Below are 18,388 nucleotides of genomic sequence, written 5' to 3' on the forward strand. Positions count from 1 at the left end.
AATCAGCTCTCGTCGAACGACGCGGCGAGGCGCTCGACCCCGAGCCGCGGGCTGGTGAGCACCGGAACGTCGACCGAGACGGCCTCGGCGGCAGTCGCCATGGATGCCTGGGCCAGCACGACGACGTCGACCTCGGCCGCCCCCCGCTCGATCGCGGCCGCGACGAGCCGGTCGTGCGTGGCTCGGTCGCCCCCGGCGACTGCTGCGAACGCACCCTCGATGACTTCGCTCGTGAACTCCGGCTCCACACCGGCCAGCGCGGCGCGCTCCTCCAGGAGCCGCAGCGTCGGTCCGCACGTCGTCGGCAGCGTCGCGAGGACGCGCACGCGGCGTCCCGCCTGCACCGCGGCATCCGCCATCGCCTCGTCGACACGCAGCACCGGCACCCCGGCGGCAGCCGCGGCACGCGCGGCGAGCTCCGAGATCGAGGAGCACGTGAACATGACGGCATCCGCTCCCCCGGCCGCAGCCGCGCGCACGAGGTCGTCGACGCGGGCAGGCACCGAGCCCGCGCGCTCCTGGTCGCCGAGGTCGGCGACGATGCGGTCGTCGAGGTAATTCACGATCGTCGCATCCGGTAGGAGCTCGGCGGCGAGCGCCCCGAACGGAGCGATGTTGACGGCTCCGGTGTGCAGGAACGCGATGCGGGGTGCGGACGAGGTCATGCGAACAAGCCTTCCAGCTTCTCAGCCCTTGAGGGCGCCGCCGGCCATGCCGGCCATGATCTTCTTGTTGAGCGTGAGGAACAGGATCAGCAGCACGACGATGTTGATGCTCACGGCGGCGAAGAGCGGGCCGTACTGCGTCGAGCCGTACTCGTCGCTCAGGCTCAGCAGGCCCACCTGGATGGTCGCCAGGTCGGGCCGCGTCGTGAAGGTCAGCGCGATGAGCAGGTCGTTCCACACGCTGAAGAACTGCACCAGGGCGACCGTGATGATCGAGTTCTTCATCATCGGGATGCCGATCACGAAGAACGATCGCAGCGGCCCGGACCCGTCGACGGTCGCCGCCTCGAAGATCTCCCGCGGCACCGATCGGAAGTAGGTGGCCATCAGGAACGTCGTCAGGGGCAGGCCCATGACGGTGTACGTGATGATGAGCGGCCACAGCGTGTCGGTGATGCCGATGCGGAAGTAGGTGATGAAGAGCGGCACGAGGATCATCTGGCCGGGCACCATGATGCCGGCGAGGATGTAGAGCAGGACCCCGTTGCGGCCCCTCCAGATCATCACCTCGAGGGCGTAGCCCGCGGCAACGCCGATGAAGACGATGAGCAGCACCGACGGGATCGTCACCAGCACGCTGTTGAGCCAGTTGCGCGCGACGTTGCCGTTCGTGAGCGCGGTGACGTAATTGTCGAAGTTCCACGTCTCGGGAAGCGACAGGGCGGGGTTGGAGAGGAACTCGGACTGCGTCTTGAACGAGCCCAGCACCATCCAGACCTGCGGATACAGCACCACGACCATGAGGATCGCGACGAGGATCCACACCGGGAGCCGGCGCAGGGCCTTCGTGAGCCCGCGCCGCGTGCGGCCGGGGCCCGTCCTGCGGACGGTGGGTGTGGCGACCGTAAACGCGGTGTCAGTGTGCGTCAGAGTCATTTCAGACCTCCGCCTTGCGGCGCGACGATCGGAAGATCGCGAGGGTGAACACGAGGCAGAGCGCCGTGAGGATCACGGCGATGGTGGAGCCGTAGCCGTACTCGGCGTACTCGAACGCCGTGCGGTACATGTACAGCGTCATCGGCGCGGTCGAAGTGCCGGGCCCGCCGCCGTTGAGGGCGAGCAGGCTGTCGAAGACCTTGAGGGTGGCATTGAGGCTGAAGATGATCGACGACAGCAGGATGGGCAGCGACAGCGGCACCACGATGTGACGGACGAGCTTGAACCCATTGGCTCCGTCGAGTCGGGCCGACTCGATGACCTCTTCGGGGATGTCGAGCAGGCCGGCGTAGAGAAGCACGGCGTAGAAGCCCATCGAGCTCCACAGCGTCATGGCGATCGCCGTGGTCATCGTGCCGACGGTCGACGCCAGCACCTCGACGCTCTCACCGCCGAAGAAGTTGATGATGTCGTTGATCGGGCCCTGGTTGTCGCCGACGGCCACGAAGCTGCGGAACAGCATGGCCACAGCCACGGTCGGCAGCACGGTCGGGAAGAACACGAGCGTCCGCACCAGAGTCGAGCCCTTGCGAAGGACGAAGACGTAGAGGAGGGCCAGACCGTAGCCCAAGGCGACCTGCAGAGCGGTGGCGACGATCGCGAAGAAGACACTCACCCACATCGATTGGAGAGCGGCCGGGTCCGTGAAGAAGGTGGTGAAGTTCTGCAAACCCACCCAGTCGAAGCCGCGGAGGGAGTTGCCCTCGAAGAACGAGAGGCCGAGGGACCAGCCCACCGGCACGACCTTGAGGAGGGTGTACAGCAAGAGCGCCGGTGCCAGCAGGATGAAGATCGTCTTCCGATCTCCGAAGATCGAGTTCATCTGCGAACTGCTTTCTGTCGTGAACCGGCTCCCCGAGCGACCGCCCGGGGAGCCGGTGCGGGGTCTCAGCCGTTGGCGTCGATGCTCGCCTGCAGCTGGGCCATGTAATCCTCGGCGGTCAACTGGCCGGTGGTGAGCAGTGTCACGTTGGTCGACGCCAGCGAGTTGCTCTTCGAGTCCATCAGGGCCTCGAACCACAGTACGGTCTCGTCGATGCCCGCGATCCGCTCCTGGATCTCGGCGGTGTTCTCCGAGATGTCGGTGACATCGCCGTTGACCTTGAAGCCCGAGATGACGCCGGCATCCTGCAGCGCCTGCTGGCCGTAGTTCTCGGCGATGCAGCTCACCCAGTCGACGACCTTCGGACCGAACTGCTCGGCGTTGATGATCATCGGGGCGCCCGCGTTCGCCGCATACTGGTCGATCGAGCCGTTGCCGCCGTCGACCTCGGGGAACGGCATGAAGCCGACGTTCTCGCCGCCGATCTCGTTGCGCTCGGGGTCGTTGATCGCGCTCAGCAGCCACGAGCCGTCGTACGTCATCGCGGCCTGGCCGGTGAGGAACATGTTGGACGAGGTGTCGCCGTCGCGGGTCGAGAAGCCCTCGCCGAAGTAGCCGGCCTCGGCGAAGTCGGCGAGCGCCTGCGCGCCGGCGACGTACTCGGGGTCGGTGAGCTTCGCCTCGCCGTCGCGGATGGCGGCCATGGCGTCGGGACCGACGTTGCGGAAGATGTACATGCCCATGATGCGGGTGAGCGGCCAGCCGTTGGCGCCGGCCTCGGTCATCGGGACGACGTCGGCGCCGGCGCCGGCGAGAGTGTCGGCCGCCTCGACGAGCTCATCCCAGGTCTGGGGCTCTTCGATGCCGTTGTCGGCGAGGATGTCCTTGTTGTAGAAGATGCCCTCGATGTTGTACTGGTAGGGCATCGAGTACACACCGCCGTAGACCTGCTCGACGGTGGAGGCCGCGGCCGGCAGCACGTTGTCCCACGTGCCGGCGTCTTCGAGGGCGGCCTTCAGGTCACCGACGAGGCCGGCCGCGTTGAGGTCGCCATCGGGACGGATGAGCGCCGTGCCCGCGATCGTGTGGGTCGGCAGCGCGCCCTGGCTGGCCAGCAGCGTGACCTTCTGCACGGTGTCGGCCTGCGCCACCTTCTGGTGCTCCAGCGGCAGCGCCTCGTTCTCGGCCTCGCAGGCGCCCTCGGAGAGCGCGGTGAGCTGCTCCTCGAGAACGGGGTTCTCGTTCGCCGTCATCACGGTGAACGTCTCGGGGTCGGTCCCGCCGGCGCCGGCGCCGCCCTCCGAGGATCCGTTGTCGGTTCCGGTGTCTCCTCCGGCGCAGGCGGCCAGCGGCAGCACCGCGGCGAGTGCGATGCCGAGCGCCGCGATGCGGCGACGGTTGCTGCGTGTGTTCATAGCGTCCTCCTTGACGACGACCATGCGGGTGAAAGGTACGAGCACGACAGTAGGCACGATTTCGATGTGTGTCAACAGTCAGTACTGAAATTCTATTCACTTTGAGACGATTCAAGGGTTAGACTGCATTTCCATGCAGCGTTGCGAGAATTTTCAGGCCTGCCTAATGTGACCTGCACGGAACCTGGCTTGCCGCGATGCAGCAGCGAGCACGAGACTGAACGCCACTCGGAAGGAACAGCCATGACCGCCACCACCGCGACCCGGGCTCACGCCCGGCTGCGACCCCTCGGCGCCGCAAGCGCGCGCTGGGCGAGCGGCTTCTGGGGAGACATCCACGATCGCACGCGCGACGTGACGATCCCCCAGATCTGGTCCTCCCTGAGTGACCCCGCGGTCAGCGCCGGGCTCACGAACTTCCGCATCGCCGCAGGCCTCGACAGCGGCGAGCACGCCGGCCCGCCGTTCATGGACGGCGACTTCTACAAGTGGCTCGAGGCCGCCATCGCCCGCCTCGAGACCGATCCGGACCCTGAGCTCGCGGCCCGCATCGAGCAGATCGCGCAGCTGATCGCCTCGGTGCAGCGCGACGACGGGTACCTGCACACGCCGACGATCATCTCGAGCCGCAACCACGAAGACGCGATCGCGCTCGCCGACCGCTTCAACTTCGAGACGTACAACCTCGGTCACCTCATCACCGCCGGCGTGCGCCACTACGAGGTGACCGGGTCGACCACTCTGCTGGATGCCGCGCGCAAGGCCGCCGGCTTCCTCGAGGACCTCGCGACGAACAAGCCGCTCGAACTCGCCCGCAGCGCCATCTGCCCGTCGCATTACATGGCCGTCATCGACCTCTACCGTGCGACCGGCGACGAGCAGTACCTGCGCCTGTCGGAGGCCTTCATCCGGGTGCGCGACGACTTCGAGGGCGGCGACGACAACCAGGACCGCCTTCCGGTGCGCGAGCAGACCGTCGTCGCAGGGCACGCCGTGCGCGCCAACTACCTGTACGCCGGTCTCGCCGACCTCATCGCCGAGAACGGCGACCAGGAGCTCGAGGCGGTGCTCGAGCGGCTGTGGCACGACGTCGTCGACACCAAGCTCTACATCACGGGGGGCGCGGGAGCGCTGTACGACGGAGCGTCGCCCGACGGCTCGCCGTGGCAGGACCAGATCAGCCGCGTGCACCAGGCCTACGGCCGCTCGTACCAGCTGCCGCACACCACCGCGCACAACGAGTCGTGCGCGAACATCGGCCTCATCCTGTGGAGCGAGCGGATGCTGTCGCTCACGGGCGACGCCAAGTACGCCGACGTCATCGAGCAGGTGGCCTTCAACAGCCTGCTCTCGAGCATCAGCCTCGCCGGCACGGAGTACTTCTACACCAACCCGCTGCGCCAGGTGCGCGAGCTTCCCTTCCCGCTCCGCCGCCCGGGCGATACGGCCCTCCACCCGACACCGCCGCCCCCGCCGTCCGACGAGCGGCTGCGCGAGCCGTACCTCAGCTGCTTCTGCTGCCCGCCGAACATCGCGCGCACCCTGGCACGGTTCCACGAGCGTGCGGCATCCGTCGGCGAGGAAGGACTGTACGTCCACCTGTACGGCGGCAGTGCCCTCGACGTCACCACCGAGGACGGTGGCCGGCTCGCCCTGCGCGAGGACGGCGACTATCCCTGGAGCGAGAGGATCGCCTTCACCGTGACGGATGCCGCGGGCCGCGGCATCCCGCTCCATCTGCGCATCCCCGGCTGGTCGTCTGGCGCGACCCTCACGGTCAACGGCGAGCCGGTGACGGTGAGCGAGCCCGGCACCTACACGCGCATCGAACGCGAGTGGCAGCAGGGCGACCTCATCGAGCTGGCGCTGCCGATGCCCGTCCGGGTGCTCCGCGCCCACCGCCTCGCCGAAGAGGCCACCAACCAGGTCGCGGTGCGCCGCGGACCCGTCGTCTACTGCGTCGAGAGCGCCGATCTGCCCGACGGCGTCGTGCTCGAGCAGGTCGCGCTGCGCCGCGGCGCAGCGCTCACGCCGGCCGAGACGGAGATCGCCGGTCACCGCGTCGTCGCCCTCGAGACCGAGGCGGTCGTGCTGCCGGGCACTGCAGAGACCGCGCTCTACGACGACGTCGCCGACGCCGATCTCGCCACCGCGCCCGTACGGCTCGTCCCCTACTTCGCGTGGGGCAACCGCGGCGCCGGCGAGATGTCGGTCTGGCTCCCCCTGGTGTGGTGACGCGCATGTCTGTTCAGCACGTCACAGCGACCTACGTCATCGAGACCTCCCTGCCGCTGCAGCACGCCGCCGAGGTGCTCGCCGGCGAGCAGTCCACCGGCACCTTCGTGCGCGTCGAGCGCGAGTCCGACGATCTGCGTGCGCGGTTCGCCGCCCAGGTCGAATCGATCGACGAGCTCCCCCTCACCAGCGCCTCGCCCCTGCCCGGATCCGTCGGTGATCCCGCGCTCCGCCGCCGCGCCCGGCTGCGGCTGCGGTTCCCGCTCGACAACTTCGGCCCCTCCCTGCCGAACCTCATGGCGGCGGTCGCGGGCAATCTGTTCGAGATCAAAGAGCTGTCTGCCATCCGCCTCATCGACCTCGAGCTGCCGCCGGCGTTCGCCGAGCGCTACCCCGGTCCGGCGTTCGGCGTCGAGGGCACGCGACGGCTGATGAGTCGGCCCGAGGGCGCGATGATCGGCACGATCGTCAAACCCAGCATCGGGCTCTCGCCGGACGAGCTCGCCGAGGTGGTGTCGCAGCTCGCCGAAGCAGGCATCGACTTCATCAAGGACGACGAGCTGCAGGGCAACGGCCCGAGCGCACCGCTCGCGGCCCGCGTCGCCGCGGTCATGCCCGTCCTCGAGAGCTATGCCGATCGCACCGGCCGCAAGCCCATGTACGCGTTCAACATCACCGACGACATCGGACGGCTCGAGGCGAACCACGACCTCGTCGTCGGCGCGGGGGGCACGTGCGTGATGGCCTGCGTGAACCTGATCGGCCTGCCGGGTCTGGAGTTCCTCCGGCGCCACAGCGACGTGCCGATCCACGGTCATCGCGCCATGTTCGGCTCGTTCGGACGCTCCGAGCAGGTGGGGATAGGGTTCCGTGCGTGGCAGAAGCTCGCGCGCCTCGCCGGCGCCGATCACCTGCACACGAACGGCATCAGCAACAAGTTCTACGAGACGGACGACCAGGTGCTCGACTCCATCGCCGCGGTGCGCGAGCCGCTCCTCGGCCTCACGCCGACGCTTCCGGTGCTGTCGTCGGGGCAGTGGGGCGGCCTCGCCCACGCCACCTACGCCGCGGTCGGCACCACCGACCTGCTCGTGCTCGCCGGTGGCGGCATCCACGGCCATCCGGACGGTGCGACCGCCGGGGTGGCGAGCATGCGCGAGGCGTGGGCATCGGCCGCGCGCGGCGAGAGCGCGGACCACGCGTTCGAGAACTCGTCCGCCCTCCGCCGCGCGGCGGAACTGTTCGGCCCCGTCCGTGTCTAGGGCTCGCGTCGCCTTCTACGGCGACGACTTCACCGGCAGCGTCGACGCGCTCCTGCAGTTCGCACGGCGCGGCTGGACCGGGCGCCTCTTCACGGGACTGCCGGATGCCGCCACCCTGCGTCGAGCGGCGGACGAGGTCGACGTGGTCGGGGTGGCCGGGATCTCGCGGTCCCTCGCGCCGGCGGACATGGACGACGAGCTTCGACCGGTGTTCGCCGCCTTCGCGGACCTCGAGCCCCAACTCGTTCAGTACAAAGCCTGCTCGACCGCGGATTCCGCACCGCACGTCGGCAGCCTGGGCCGGGTCGTCGAGCTCGCCCGCGAGGTCTTCGGCGGCCGCGCCGTACCGATGCTCTTCGCCCAGCCGGACTTCGGCCGCTACACGCTCTTCGGCCAGCACTTCGCCGCCGAGCGAGGCACGGTGTACCGGCTCGACCGGCAGCCGACGATGTCGCGGCATCCCTCGACCCCGATGACCGAGGCAGATCTCGCCGTGCACGTCGGCCACCAGACGGCGCTTCCGATCGGCTCGGTGCCGCTCGTCGAGTTCGACGACCTCGCGGCGCGGCTTCAGGACGCGGCGGAAGCCGGCCTCGTACTCGACGCCCTCACCGACGAGCATCTCCTCACGATCGGCGAGGCGCTGGGCGCGTTGCCCGCGCCGGTGTTCGCGATCGGCTCGGGCGGACTCTCGCACGGCGTCGCCGCCGCAGCGCCGGGCGAAGCACCGGCCGTGCCCACCTCCACCGCGGCGCGCGGTCCGGTGCTCGTCGTGTCGGGCAGCCGCTCCGCGCAGACGCGTCGGCAGGCGGATGCCGCGGCCGCCGCGGGCTGGCTGGTCCAGCCTCTCCCCCTCCGTGCCTCCGAACGAGACGTCGCGACCGCCGAGGTCGTCCGCGTGCTGCTCTCGGGTCGGGGTGTCGTGCTGACCTCCGACGACATCGACGCCGCGACAGCAGGCGACCGGCCGGTGCTGGAGGCGATCGCGGAGGCCGCGGCATCCGTCATCTCCACTGTCGCGCGCCACGGCGCATCACGGCGAGTGATCGTGTGCGGCGGCGACACGTCGAGCCGTGTCACCCGGCTGCTCGGGGTCGAGTCGCTGTCGATCGCCGCGAATCCGTGGGGCAACGTCGTGCTGCTGCGCGCCCAGTCGGGCGACCCCGCGATCGACGGGCTGGAACTGCTCCTCAAAGGCGGTCAGGTCGGCTCGGACACCCTCTTCACCGACATCGCCGCCCCCTGACGTCGACCTGCTGGGCGAGGGAGTTCGGCGCGCCCGCGGTCAGCCCGTCGCGAAATCGCGGCCGGTCTGCGATGCTGTCTCCCACCGGACATTGGACGCCGTCGTGAAGCCATCACCAGGGGTTTCTCCACAGACCGCGAGCCTGCCGCCGTACAGGCGCACACTCGCGGGGGTCGTCGGCGGCCTCGTCGGCCTCGTGGCGCTCAGCATGATCGCCGGATTGCTGATCGTCGCTCCTCTGGCCCCGGTGATCGCGATCTCCGGGCATGCGGCGAGTAGTGCCGTCTCGCTGTTCGACGGCATGCCCAGCTACCTGGCGATCGACCGCCTCATGCTGCCCACGACGATCTACGCGCGCGATCCGGCTACCGGACAAGACGTCGAGCTGACGTCGTTCTACGACCAGAACCGCGTTCCCGTGGCGTTCGACCAGGTCGCGCCTGTCATGTACGACGCGATCCTGGCGTCTGAAGATCCTCGCTACTACCAGCACGGCGGTGTCGACATCGTCGGCACGACCCGCGCCCTGATCCGGAACGCGCAGGGCGGCGCCGTCCAGGGCGGCTCCTCGATCAGTCAGCAGTACGTCAAGAACGTGCTGGTGCAGCGGTGCGAGCGTGATGCCGTCAAGACCGACACGCAGACACGTGACGAGGTGCTGCGGGCCTGCTGGCTCGACGCGACGCAGGCGCGCGGTGCGGAGGGGTACGAGCGCAAGCTTCAGGAGATCCGCTACGCCGTCCAGGTCGAGAAGGAGTACTCCAAGAACGACATCCTGCTGGGCTACCTGAACATCGCGAATTTCGGCGGCACGACCTACGGCATCGAAGCCGCGGCCCGCTACTACTTCAGCACGACGGCGGCGAACCTGACGCTGGTACAGGCGGCGACGCTCGCCGGCATCGTGCAGAATCCCAACACGTTCCGCATCGACCGGCCCACGGGGTCCATCTTCGGCGCGGACGGGAGCACCTACAACAAGGTGGCCGACGGGACGATCGACGATGTGACACCCGGAACTCTCGCGGGGTTGGATACGCTCCTCGCCGAGGGCACGATCACGCCGGAGCAGCACCTCGCCGCCGGTGATGCGTACAGTGCGACCAAGGGGCGCCAGCTCTACGTCCTCGACCGGATGCGCGAGGACGGCCGCATCACCGCCGACCAGTATGTCGCGGCCGCGGTGGAGCCCATCGCGCCGGCGCTGCAGCCCGCGCATGTCGGGTGCGTGGCGACCTCCGCACCCTTCTTCTGCCAGTACGTGGTGAACACCGTGCGCTCGGATCCGGACTACGCGAGTGCCTTCGGCGCGACAGCGCAGGAGCGCCAGAAGTCGCTCACGCGCGAGGGTCTGCACATCTACACGACGCTGGACTGGCGGCTGCAGAACGCGTCGCAGGAGGCGATGCGGCGGTACGCGCCCGAGACCGTGCCGGGCATGGACTTCGGGTCGGCTGCGGTCAGCATCGAAGCCGGCACCGGGCGCATCCTGGCGATCAGCCAGAACAACCGGTTCACCGAGGACGCAGACCTCTCGGCCAACGACCCGGCCTACACCTCGCTGGTCTACGCGGGCGACCTGGTGCACGGCGTCTCCACGGGATTCGAGACCGGATCGACGTTCAAGCTCTTCACCCTGGTCGACTGGCTCGAGAGGGGCCACACCCTGTTCGAGAGCGTCAACGGCAGCCTCCGGGCCATCCCCCGCCTTCAGGATCGCTGCGAAGGAACATGGATCAACCGCGAGAACCACGTCGTGCGCAACTTCGGCAACGTCCCCGGCTACACCGGGACGCCGATGCAGTTCACGGCGCAGTCGCTGAACAGCGGCTTCCTCGGTATGGCGGAGAAGCTCGACCTCTGCGACATCGAGGACGTCGCGGCCCGCATGGGCGTGACGCGCGGCGACGGCTTGCCGGTGGACCTCGAGGGTTCCGCCTCGATCATCGGGACGAACAACATCGCACCGGTCGCCATGGCTGGGGCGTTCGCCACCGTCGCGAACAACGGGGTCTACTGCGTTCCGCGGGTGATCGAGCGCGTGGTCAACGCCGACGGCGTCGAGCTTCCCGTGCCCGGTAACCGATGCTCGCAGAACATCAGCCCCGAGGTGGCTGCGGCGACGGCGTTCGCGCTGCAGGGCGTCATGGTGCCCGGCGGCACCGGATCGGGAGGCAACCCGAACGACGGCACGCCGATGCTCGGCAAGACCGGCACCCATGAGCAGATCCAGACCTGGCTGGTCGAGTCCAGCACCCGGGTGACGACCGCGGTGTGGGCGGGCAACGCCGACGGAAAGGCCGACGTCTTCCGTGCCGCGCACAACGGTCGCATCCTGTCGACGATCCGTCTCCCGATGGCCCGCGACATCCAGAGCGTCGCCAACCAGCTCTACCCCGGCGGGCCCTTCGCCGCGGCCCCCGGCGAGCTGCTGCGGCGCGCGCCCGCGCCGGTCCGCAGCCCCGAGCCGAACGACGGCTGATAGACGTTCACCGCGATTCGAGCCGCACGCTCCACGCGGTGCGCTCGCGCGCAATCCGGTACCGCTCGGGAAGAGCTGGACCGACGGATGCCGAACCCAGCCCCTGCTGCGCGTGATCTATGTTGAGCCACACGCGCCCCGCGTCGACCAGCTGATGCGGTTTGGCCGCACCGTCGAGATCGTGAGAGGTCCAGCGGCGGGCGGTGAAGTCGAAGTGCGGACGCCCCTCGACCCGCAGCGACGGGATGCCAGGGCCCGCCACCTCGAGCCGGCGCGTCTGCACATGGTTGCCGTTCTCCTGCGGCACCGGATAGGGCACCTGCAGGTCGTCGATCGAGCGTTCGAACCGCCCCACGCGCGATCCCTCGTAGGAGTCGGCGTACGTCTCGCCTGGCCCTCGGCCGAACCACGTGACGCGCTCAGCAGCACCCGGCAGCCCGAAGAGAAGGCCCAGTCGCGGCACCCGGATGTCGCGGTGCATGTACGGCGTATCAGCCCACGGCCCGACGAAGTCGACCTCGACGTCGAGCAGGAGTCCGTCGCCGTCCGGGGTCCATGTCATCGTCCAGTCAACCCCATGCGGGTGCGTCCGCGGCGCCGTCCGCCCCGTCACCCGCAGCCGCCCATCGCCCGCGGCGACTGCGTCCACCCGATGCAGCAGCCGGTGCAGCATCGTCTTGCGCCACACCGCCGCGACGTTGTTGAGGTCGCCCTGCCCTTGGTCGTTCTCCGTGGGTGCGCGGTACAGGTCGAGCACGGGGCCGTCGATCTCGAGGTCGCCGAGCCGCACCAGACGACCGGTCTCAGCGTCGAATCGTCCCGCTCCGAGTGGGATGGCGGAGCCGCGATCCGCGGCAGCTGTGCCGTCATCCTCGCTGCGCCGCTCATCGGCAGCGCGCACACCACCCGGGGGCCCGGCAACGACCGTTGCGGGGGTCTCCCGCGGTGACGGCAGCTCGCCGCCCAGAGGCGCGGGCGCCGTCCCGCCCGCAACCGCAGCAGACGCGAAGCGCTGGGCCCAGGCGATCACGTGACCCGCCGGAGCCCAGAGCGCCTCGGCAGCGAGAGCGGCCTCGACAGTGAGCACGATCTCGCCGGCTCCGGACGCGTCGGGGTCGGCGAGAGCGGCGGTCGCGGCATCCGGAATCTCCACGCCCAGCGCTTCGCCCGACGCCACCGTCTGCGCCGGCAGCACTCCGCTCGCGACGGTCTCGCCCGCGGCCTCGACGGACCAGCGGAAGACGAGATCGGATGTGTCTGCACAATGTCGGTTGTTCGTGATGTACACCCGGCGATCGTCGAACTTCATCGACACCGGCTCGTGCGCCTTGGCCAGCTCGACCAGGCCCGGAGTCGGCGTCCGGTCGCTGAACACGAGGCCGTGCAGGCTGAAACGACCGCCCCGCGGCTCGTACTCGACGTCGTCGCCGTGCATCACGAACGGCACGCCGTCGGCGGTCACCGCGTGGAAGCCGTGATCGATCCACTCCCAGACGAACGCACCGCACAGCCGCTGGTGCCCGTTGATGATGCGCCAGTAATCCTGCAACGAGCCGGGGCCGTTGCCCATCGCGTGGGCGTACTCGACGAGAAGGAACGGCAGCCCCCGCCGACGCTCCTCGTCGGCCTCGGTGACGCCATCGGGCAGCGGCGCCACCGCATCCCCCTCGCCGAACACCATGCCGTGCATGCTGAGCCGCCCGCCGCGCGGCTCCTCTCGCCGGCCGATCTGCTCGAGCAGCTCGAGCGACGGGTACATCAGCGAATAGAGGTCGGAGTCGCGATAGCTCGGGTCGCGCTCGTACAGCACCGCCCTCGAGGGGTCGCGCTCATCGAGCCACCGCCGCATGTCGCCGAAGCCGTCGCCGGTCATGCTCTCGTTCGCCAGCGACCACACGACGACGCTCGGGCGGTTCTTGTCGCGCTCCACGGTGCGCCGCAGTCGGTCCATGAGGGCTTCGCGCCACTCGGGCAGGGCCGGCGGATTGTGCGCCCATCCCTCGTAGATGAAGCCGTGGGTCTCGAGGTCGACTTCGACCACGACCCACAGGCCGTACTCGTCGCAGAGCCTGAGGAATTCCGGATGCGGCGGGTAGTGGCTCGTGCGCACGGCGTCGATGTTCGCGCGCTTCATCATCACGATGTCCTGGATCATCGTGTCGCGGTCGAGCGCACGGCCGGTGTCGGGGTGATGCTCGTGCCGGTTGACTCCGCGGAACGTCACAGGGCGACCGTTGACGGTGAACACTCCGTCGACGATCTCGACGCGGCGGAACCCGACGGCGAGTTCGATGGTCTCGCCGCTCGAGCGCAGGGTGCCCCGGTACAGGCGCGGGCGGTCAGCGCTCCACGGCTCGACGTCGACCGTCGCGGTCTCTCCGGCGGACATGCGGATGCCGAGCTCGGGGATCTCGACGACGGCATCGGTGGAGGCATCCACCCGCAGCGTGCCGACGCCCGTCGCGGCGTCGTAATCGGCGTGCACGAAGTGGTCGTCGATCGCGCCGGCCGGACGCGAGAGCAGCTCGACATCGCGGAAGATGCCGGGGAGCCACCACATGTCCTGGTCTTCGAGGTAGGTGCCCGCCGACCAGCGGTGGACCCTCACGCACAGCACGTTGCGGCCGGCGCGCACCGGTGCGTCGAACTCGAACGGCAGGCGGCTGCCCGTCGACCAGCCGAGCTCCTCGCCGTTGAGCCATACCTTGGCGCAGGAGTCGACGCCTTGGAATCTCAGCACCGCAGGCCCGAAGTCGGCCGCGACGTCGAAGACGAGCCGATAGTCGCCGGTCGGGTTCTCGGTCGAGACCCGCGGCGGATCCAGCGGGATCGGGTACGCGGTGTTCGTGTAGAGCGGGCCCTCCTCGGTGCCGAGCATGCGGCGGGCGGCACCCCCGGCGAGCGGCGTGAACTCCTCGAGCACCCAGTGCGACGGCACCGGCATCGCATCCCACGTGGAGTCGTCGAACTCGGCGGAGAGGAAGGCGACGCCTGTGCCGGCGGCCGTCGGCCAGAGCCGGAAGCGCCACTGCCCGTTGAGGCTCAGCACCGCGGCATCGCCGGTCGCGTCGGCGCGGGGCATCCGTCTGCCCGCTCCCGGGGTCGTGCTCTCCCAGTACGGACGGTCCGGTGTGGAAGCCTCGGCTGATTCCGGCCCGCTGGAGAAGGCGGTCGTCGATCGGCTAGTCTGCATGTCCATAGGAGCTTGCATATCCATTCTCTCTTGAATGCGATTGCAGTCTAGCTCAGCGAGGAGTCCCCATGCGAAGGAACGCCGGTGCCTCGGCCACGCCCGCGGCCACGCCCGCCGCCGCGACGCTGTCCCCGGCCCACGTACCCGACGCCATCGCCCGCACCGTGGCCGAGGCGTCACGTCTCAAGACGCGCGCCATCGACCGTGTCGCGTACGCGAGCGACGCCTCGCACTTCCTCCTCACCCCGCAGGCCGTGCTGGTCGCCGCCGACGCGGCGGAGGTGGGCCGCGTCATGCGCGCGGCGAGCGCCGGCGCGACCCCGCTCACGTTCCGCTCCGGCGGCACGAGCCTGTCGGGTCAAGCATCCACCGACGGGCTGCTCGTGGACGTGCGCCAGCGGTTCCGGCACATCGACGTGCTCGACGGCGGCCGTCGGGTGCGCGTGCAGCCGGGTGCGACCGTTCGCCAGGTGAACGCCCGCCTCGCTCGGCACGGCTATCGGCTCGGACCCGACCCGGCCAGCGAGCTCGCCTGCACCATCGGCGGCGTCGTCAACAACAACTCCAGCGGCATGGCATGCGGCATCACCGAGAACACCTACCGCACCCTCGAGTCGCTCGTGTTCGTCCTGCCCTCGGGCACGGTCGTCGACTCGGGCGCACCCGACGCCGACGCGGCGCTCCGTGCCGCCGAACCCGACCTCGTAGACCGCCTCGTGCGGCTGCGCGAGCGCGTCGTCTCCGATCCGCGGTCGGTCGACATCATCCGGCGCCAGTTCGCCATGAAGAACACGATGGGCTACGCGATCAACGCGTTCCTCGACTTCGACGCGCCCGCGCAGCTGCTCGCCCACCTCGTCGTCGGCAGCGAGGGCACACTGGCCTTCGTCGCCGAGGCGACCTACCGGACCGTGCCGATCCTGCCGCGCATGGCCACGGCCCTCACCGTCTTCCCCGATCTGGATGCCGCGACCCAGGCCCTGCCCGAACTCGTCGCGACGGGTGCGGCAACCCTCGAGCTCATGGATGCCACCTCACTGCGCGTCGGGCAGTCGCTCGCCGGTGCCCCGCGCGAGATCACGGGCCTGACGGTGCGCGACCAGGCCGCGCTCCTCGTCGAGTACCACGGGCACGACGAGGACGAGCTGACAGCGCTCGTGGCGGGCGGCGCACGCGCACTCGCCGCACTCCCGCTCGAAGCCGCCGCGTCGTTCTCGACCGATGCGGCCGTGCGGGCTGCCGCGTGGAAGCTCCGCAAGGGTCTGTACGCGTCGGTGGCGGGAGCGCGTCCCAGCGGGACGACCGCGCTCCTCGAAGACGTCGTGGTGCCGGTCGAGCGCCTCGCCGCGACGTGCGCCCGTCTGCAGTCGCTGTTCGAGCAGTACGCCTACCGCGACAGCGTGATCTTCGGGCACGCCAAGGACGGCAACATCCACTTCATGCTGACCGACCGCTTCGAGTCGCCCGACCAGCTCACGCGCTACTCGGCGTTCACCGAAGACATGGTCGACCTCGTGCTCGGCGCCGGCGGCAACCTCAAGGCCGAGCACGGCACGGGACGTGTGATGGCGCCGTATGTGCGTCGCCAATACGGCGACGAGCTGTACGAGGTCATGCGCGAGCTCAAGGCGCTCTGCGACCCGAGCGGGATCCTCAACCCGGGCGTGATCATCGACGACGATCCGAGCGCCCACCTCCGGCACATCAAGCTGGCCGACCCGATCGAGCCCGAGGCCGACCGCTGCGTCGAGTGCGGGTACTGCGAGCCGGTCTGCCCGAGCAAGGATCTGACGCTCACGCCCCGGCAGCGCATCGTCACGCGCCGCGCGATCGCCCGGGCGGAGGCATCCGGTGATCAGGCCCTTGTCCGCGAGCTGGAGCGCGACTACGACTACGCCGGCATCGACACCTGCGCGGTGGACGGCATGTGCCAGACCGCCTGCCCGGTGCTGATCAACACCGGGAGCCTCGTCAAGCGGCTGCGACGCCAGGACGCCGGCCCAACGGCGAGCGCGGTATGGAAGGGCGCTGCGCACGCTTGGGGCGCCGCGACGCGCGTCGCGAGCGCCGGTCTCACGGTGGCCGAGAGCCTTCCGGCCGGGCTCGTCACCGCGACGACCGACCTCGGCCGCGCCGTCCTCGGCGCCGACACGGTTCCGCGCTATTCCGGCGACCTGCCCCGCGGCGGGCGGGCACGCGCGCGTCTCGGCGGCAGCGTCGGGGCGGGCGAAGGCGCGCCGGTCGCCGTGTACCTGCCGGCATGCGTCAACACCATGTTCGGACCCGCGGGCGACGGCGTCGGCGTGACCGAGGCGTTCCGCAGGCTCGCCGAGCGCGCGGGAGTGCGGCTTCTGGTGCCCGAGCAGGTCGACTCGCTGTGCTGCAGCACGCCGTGGACGTCGAAGGGCTACGCGGGTGGTCGCGAGGTGATGGCGGGGCGCGTGGCCGCGGCGATCGTGGAGTCATCGCGCGATGGCGAACTGACTCTCGTGACGGATGCCTCCAGCTGCACCGAGGGCTTCATCCATCTGCTCGCCGATGCCGGGGTCGACATCCGCGTCGAAGACGCCGTGGCGTTCACCGATCGCGTCCTGCTGCCCCGGCTCGGTACCCCGACGCCGCTCGTCGGCACGCTCGCCCTGCATCCGACGTGCTCGTCGACCCAGCTCGGGCTCGACCCGGCGCTGCGCCGCGTCGCGGGAGCCGTCGCCGACGAGGTCGTCGTGCCGGACGCCTGGTCGTGCTGCGGATTCGCGGGCGATCGCGGGATGCTGCATCCCGAGCTCACGGCGTCGGCCACGGCGTCCGAAGCGACGGAGGTGCGGGCGCTCGGCGCCGATGCGCACGCGTCATGCAACCGCACGTGCGAGCTCGGCATGACCCGCGCGACCGGCTCGGACTACCGGCACGTGCTCGAGCTCCTCGAGGAAGCGACCCGCCCGTAGCCGGCGCCTCCGACCCGATCGGCCTCAGCCGGCGGTCGACTCGCGGACGACGAGTTCCGGCTGGAAGCGCACCGTGCGCTCGTGCTCCCCGCCTGGAGCCTCGATGTCCTTGAGGAGCAGGTCGACGGCGGTGTAGCCGATGAGATGCGCCGGCTGGCGGATCGAGCTCAGCGGCACCACGGTGGCCGATGCGAAGTCGATGTCGTCGTAGCCGATCAGCGCGATGTCGCGCGGCACCTTCAGGTCGGACATGAGCGTGAAGGCCTGCAGCGCGCCGACCGCGAGCAGGTCGTTGGCCGCGAACACCGCGTCCGGACGGTCCGCCGCGGTCCGGGCCCGGAGCAGCTCGCCCGCCTCGCGTCCTTGCAGCACCGAGAGGGCCGACATCTCGATGACCTCGAGGGTCGCACCGGGCACCTCGGCGATGGCGCGTCGCGCGCCCTCGAGGCGATCCGCCACCTGGCGGATCGAACCCGGGCCGCCGATGAAGGCGACGCGCCGGCGGCCGGTCGACAGCAGATGCGACACCGCGAGGTAGCCCCCCTCGACGTCGTCGACGGAGACCGACCCGAACGCCCGCGCCGAATCCTCGTGGTCGACGAGCACGACGGGCACACCGCCGGTGCGGAGACGCTCGAGCCGCCCGAGGTCGCCGTCGACCGGTGTGACGAGCACCCCGTTGACCCGCTGCTCACGAAACAGCTCGACGTACGCGTCCTCGCGATCGGAGCGCTCGTCGCTGTTGCCGAGCAGCACGCTCATGCCCGCCTCGGCGGCCCGGTCCTCCGCCCCGCGCGCGACTTCCGCGAAGAACGGGTTGCCCGCGTCGAGCACGATGAGCGCGATGCTGCGGCTGCGCCCCGCCCGCAGCTGACGGGCGGCGTCATTGCGCACGAAGCCGAGCTCCTCGATCGCCTGCGTCACGCGCTCGACGGTCGCGGGCGACACCTTCTCCGGCCGGTTGAGCACGTTCGACACCGTGCCGACGGAGACGGATGCCGCAGCCGCGACATCCCGCACACTCACCACCATGGCGCCCCTCCGACTTCCTGCCGCTGTCCGCGAGTGTAGGGCACAGCCGCGCCTCGGCATCGACGGGCCGCGGGCGGCGCGGCCGGGGAGGCGG

Annotated in this window: 11 protein-coding genes; 5 read left to right on the forward strand and 6 right to left on the reverse strand. The window is 69.9% G+C overall.

What is annotated here, in order from left to right:
* Positions 1 to 2: 2 nt before the first annotated feature.
* The 4 genes from B2K11_RS08275 to B2K11_RS08290 all read right to left on the reverse strand — a co-directional run bounded on the left by B2K11_RS08275 (position 3) and on the right by B2K11_RS08290 (position 3,899).
* A complete protein-coding gene (locus B2K11_RS08275) occupies positions 3 to 665 on the reverse strand; it encodes an aspartate/glutamate racemase family protein (protein WP_163617791.1) in 663 nt (220 codons plus the stop codon).
* Between the two features lie 21 nt (positions 666 to 686).
* Positions 687 to 1,601 carry a carbohydrate ABC transporter permease gene (locus B2K11_RS08280; protein WP_163617792.1) on the reverse strand — a complete coding sequence of 305 codons (915 nt, stop codon included), beginning with the start codon at positions 1,599 to 1,601 and terminating at the stop codon, positions 687 to 689.
* 1 nt (position 1,602) lies between these two features.
* Positions 1,603 to 2,484, reverse strand: a complete 882-nt coding sequence (locus tag B2K11_RS08285; protein WP_163617793.1) for a sugar ABC transporter permease — start codon at positions 2,482 to 2,484, stop codon at positions 1,603 to 1,605.
* A gap of 65 nt (positions 2,485 to 2,549) precedes the next feature.
* Positions 2,550 to 3,899, reverse strand: coding sequence for an extracellular solute-binding protein (locus B2K11_RS08290; RefSeq protein WP_163617794.1), 1,350 nt, complete (start codon positions 3,897 to 3,899; stop codon positions 2,550 to 2,552).
* Between the two features lie 243 nt (positions 3,900 to 4,142).
* Here B2K11_RS08290 and B2K11_RS08295 point away from each other — a divergent pair, with 243 nt between their 5' ends.
* The 4 genes from B2K11_RS08295 to B2K11_RS08310 all read left to right on the forward strand — a co-directional run bounded on the left by B2K11_RS08295 (position 4,143) and on the right by B2K11_RS08310 (position 11,124).
* Positions 4,143 to 6,134 (forward strand): glycoside hydrolase family 127 protein, encoded by a 1,992-nt coding sequence (locus B2K11_RS08295; RefSeq protein ID WP_163617795.1) that lies wholly within the window; start codon positions 4,143 to 4,145, stop codon positions 6,132 to 6,134.
* A gap of 5 nt (positions 6,135 to 6,139) precedes the next feature.
* The gene (locus B2K11_RS08300) at positions 6,140 to 7,396 is read left to right on the forward strand and encodes a RuBisCO large subunit C-terminal-like domain-containing protein (protein ID WP_163617796.1); all 1,257 of its coding nucleotides are present in this window, start codon (positions 6,140 to 6,142) and stop codon (positions 7,394 to 7,396) included.
* Positions 7,389 to 8,642, forward strand: coding sequence for a four-carbon acid sugar kinase family protein (locus B2K11_RS08305; RefSeq protein WP_163617797.1), 1,254 nt, complete (start codon positions 7,389 to 7,391; stop codon positions 8,640 to 8,642). The genes B2K11_RS08300 and B2K11_RS08305 overlap by 8 nt, the downstream gene beginning before the upstream one ends.
* Before the next feature lie 103 nt (positions 8,643 to 8,745).
* On the forward strand, positions 8,746 to 11,124 hold the full coding sequence (locus tag B2K11_RS08310; RefSeq protein WP_239525861.1) for a transglycosylase domain-containing protein: 2,379 nt from the start codon (positions 8,746 to 8,748) through the stop codon (positions 11,122 to 11,124).
* A 7-nt stretch (positions 11,125 to 11,131) separates the two neighbouring features.
* Here the strand turns inward: B2K11_RS08310 and B2K11_RS08315 are convergent, their stop codons facing one another.
* Positions 11,132 to 14,323 (reverse strand): glycoside hydrolase family 2 TIM barrel-domain containing protein, encoded by a 3,192-nt coding sequence (locus tag B2K11_RS08315; RefSeq protein WP_239525862.1) that lies wholly within the window; start codon positions 14,321 to 14,323, stop codon positions 11,132 to 11,134.
* A gap of 62 nt (positions 14,324 to 14,385) precedes the next feature.
* Between B2K11_RS08315 and B2K11_RS08320 the strand changes: the two genes are divergently transcribed.
* The gene (locus B2K11_RS08320; protein ID WP_163617798.1) at positions 14,386 to 17,262 is read left to right on the forward strand and encodes an FAD-binding and (Fe-S)-binding domain-containing protein; all 2,877 of its coding nucleotides are present in this window, start codon (positions 14,386 to 14,388) and stop codon (positions 17,260 to 17,262) included.
* A gap of 24 nt (positions 17,263 to 17,286) precedes the next feature.
* Here the strand turns inward: B2K11_RS08320 and B2K11_RS08325 are convergent, their stop codons facing one another.
* The gene (locus B2K11_RS08325) at positions 17,287 to 18,294 is read right to left on the reverse strand and encodes a LacI family DNA-binding transcriptional regulator (RefSeq protein WP_163617799.1); all 1,008 of its coding nucleotides are present in this window, start codon (positions 18,292 to 18,294) and stop codon (positions 17,287 to 17,289) included.
* Positions 18,295 to 18,388: the final 94 nt, after the last annotated feature.

It is taken from the genome of Microbacterium sp. B35-30, from assembly GCF_010634855.1.
Lineage (GTDB): Bacteria > Actinomycetota > Actinomycetes > Actinomycetales > Microbacteriaceae > Microbacterium.

Excerpts from the sequence above, each read along its gene's own strand:
- B2K11_RS08325 (WP_163617799.1), bottom strand. The coding sequence starts at position 18,294 with ATGGTGGTGAGTGTGCGGGATGTCGCGGCTGCGGCATCCGTCTCCGTC.
- B2K11_RS08320 (WP_163617798.1), top strand. The coding sequence starts at position 14,386 with ATGCGAAGGAACGCCGGTGCCTCGGCCACGCCCGCGGCCACGCCCGCC.
- B2K11_RS08290 (WP_163617794.1), bottom strand. The coding sequence starts at position 3,899 with ATGAACACACGCAGCAACCGTCGCCGCATCGCGGCGCTCGGCATCGCA.
- B2K11_RS08275 (WP_163617791.1), bottom strand. The coding sequence starts at position 665 with ATGACCTCGTCCGCACCCCGCATCGCGTTCCTGCACACCGGAGCCGTC.
- B2K11_RS08315 (WP_239525862.1), bottom strand. The coding sequence starts at position 14,323 with ATGGACATGCAGACTAGCCGATCGACGACCGCCTTCTCCAGCGGGCCG.
- B2K11_RS08285 (WP_163617793.1), bottom strand. The coding sequence starts at position 2,484 with ATGAACTCGATCTTCGGAGATCGGAAGACGATCTTCATCCTGCTGGCA.
- B2K11_RS08295 (WP_163617795.1), top strand. The coding sequence starts at position 4,143 with ATGACCGCCACCACCGCGACCCGGGCTCACGCCCGGCTGCGACCCCTC.
- B2K11_RS08280 (WP_163617792.1), bottom strand. The coding sequence starts at position 1,601 with ATGACTCTGACGCACACTGACACCGCGTTTACGGTCGCCACACCCACC.
- B2K11_RS08300 (WP_163617796.1), top strand. The coding sequence starts at position 6,140 with ATGTCTGTTCAGCACGTCACAGCGACCTACGTCATCGAGACCTCCCTG.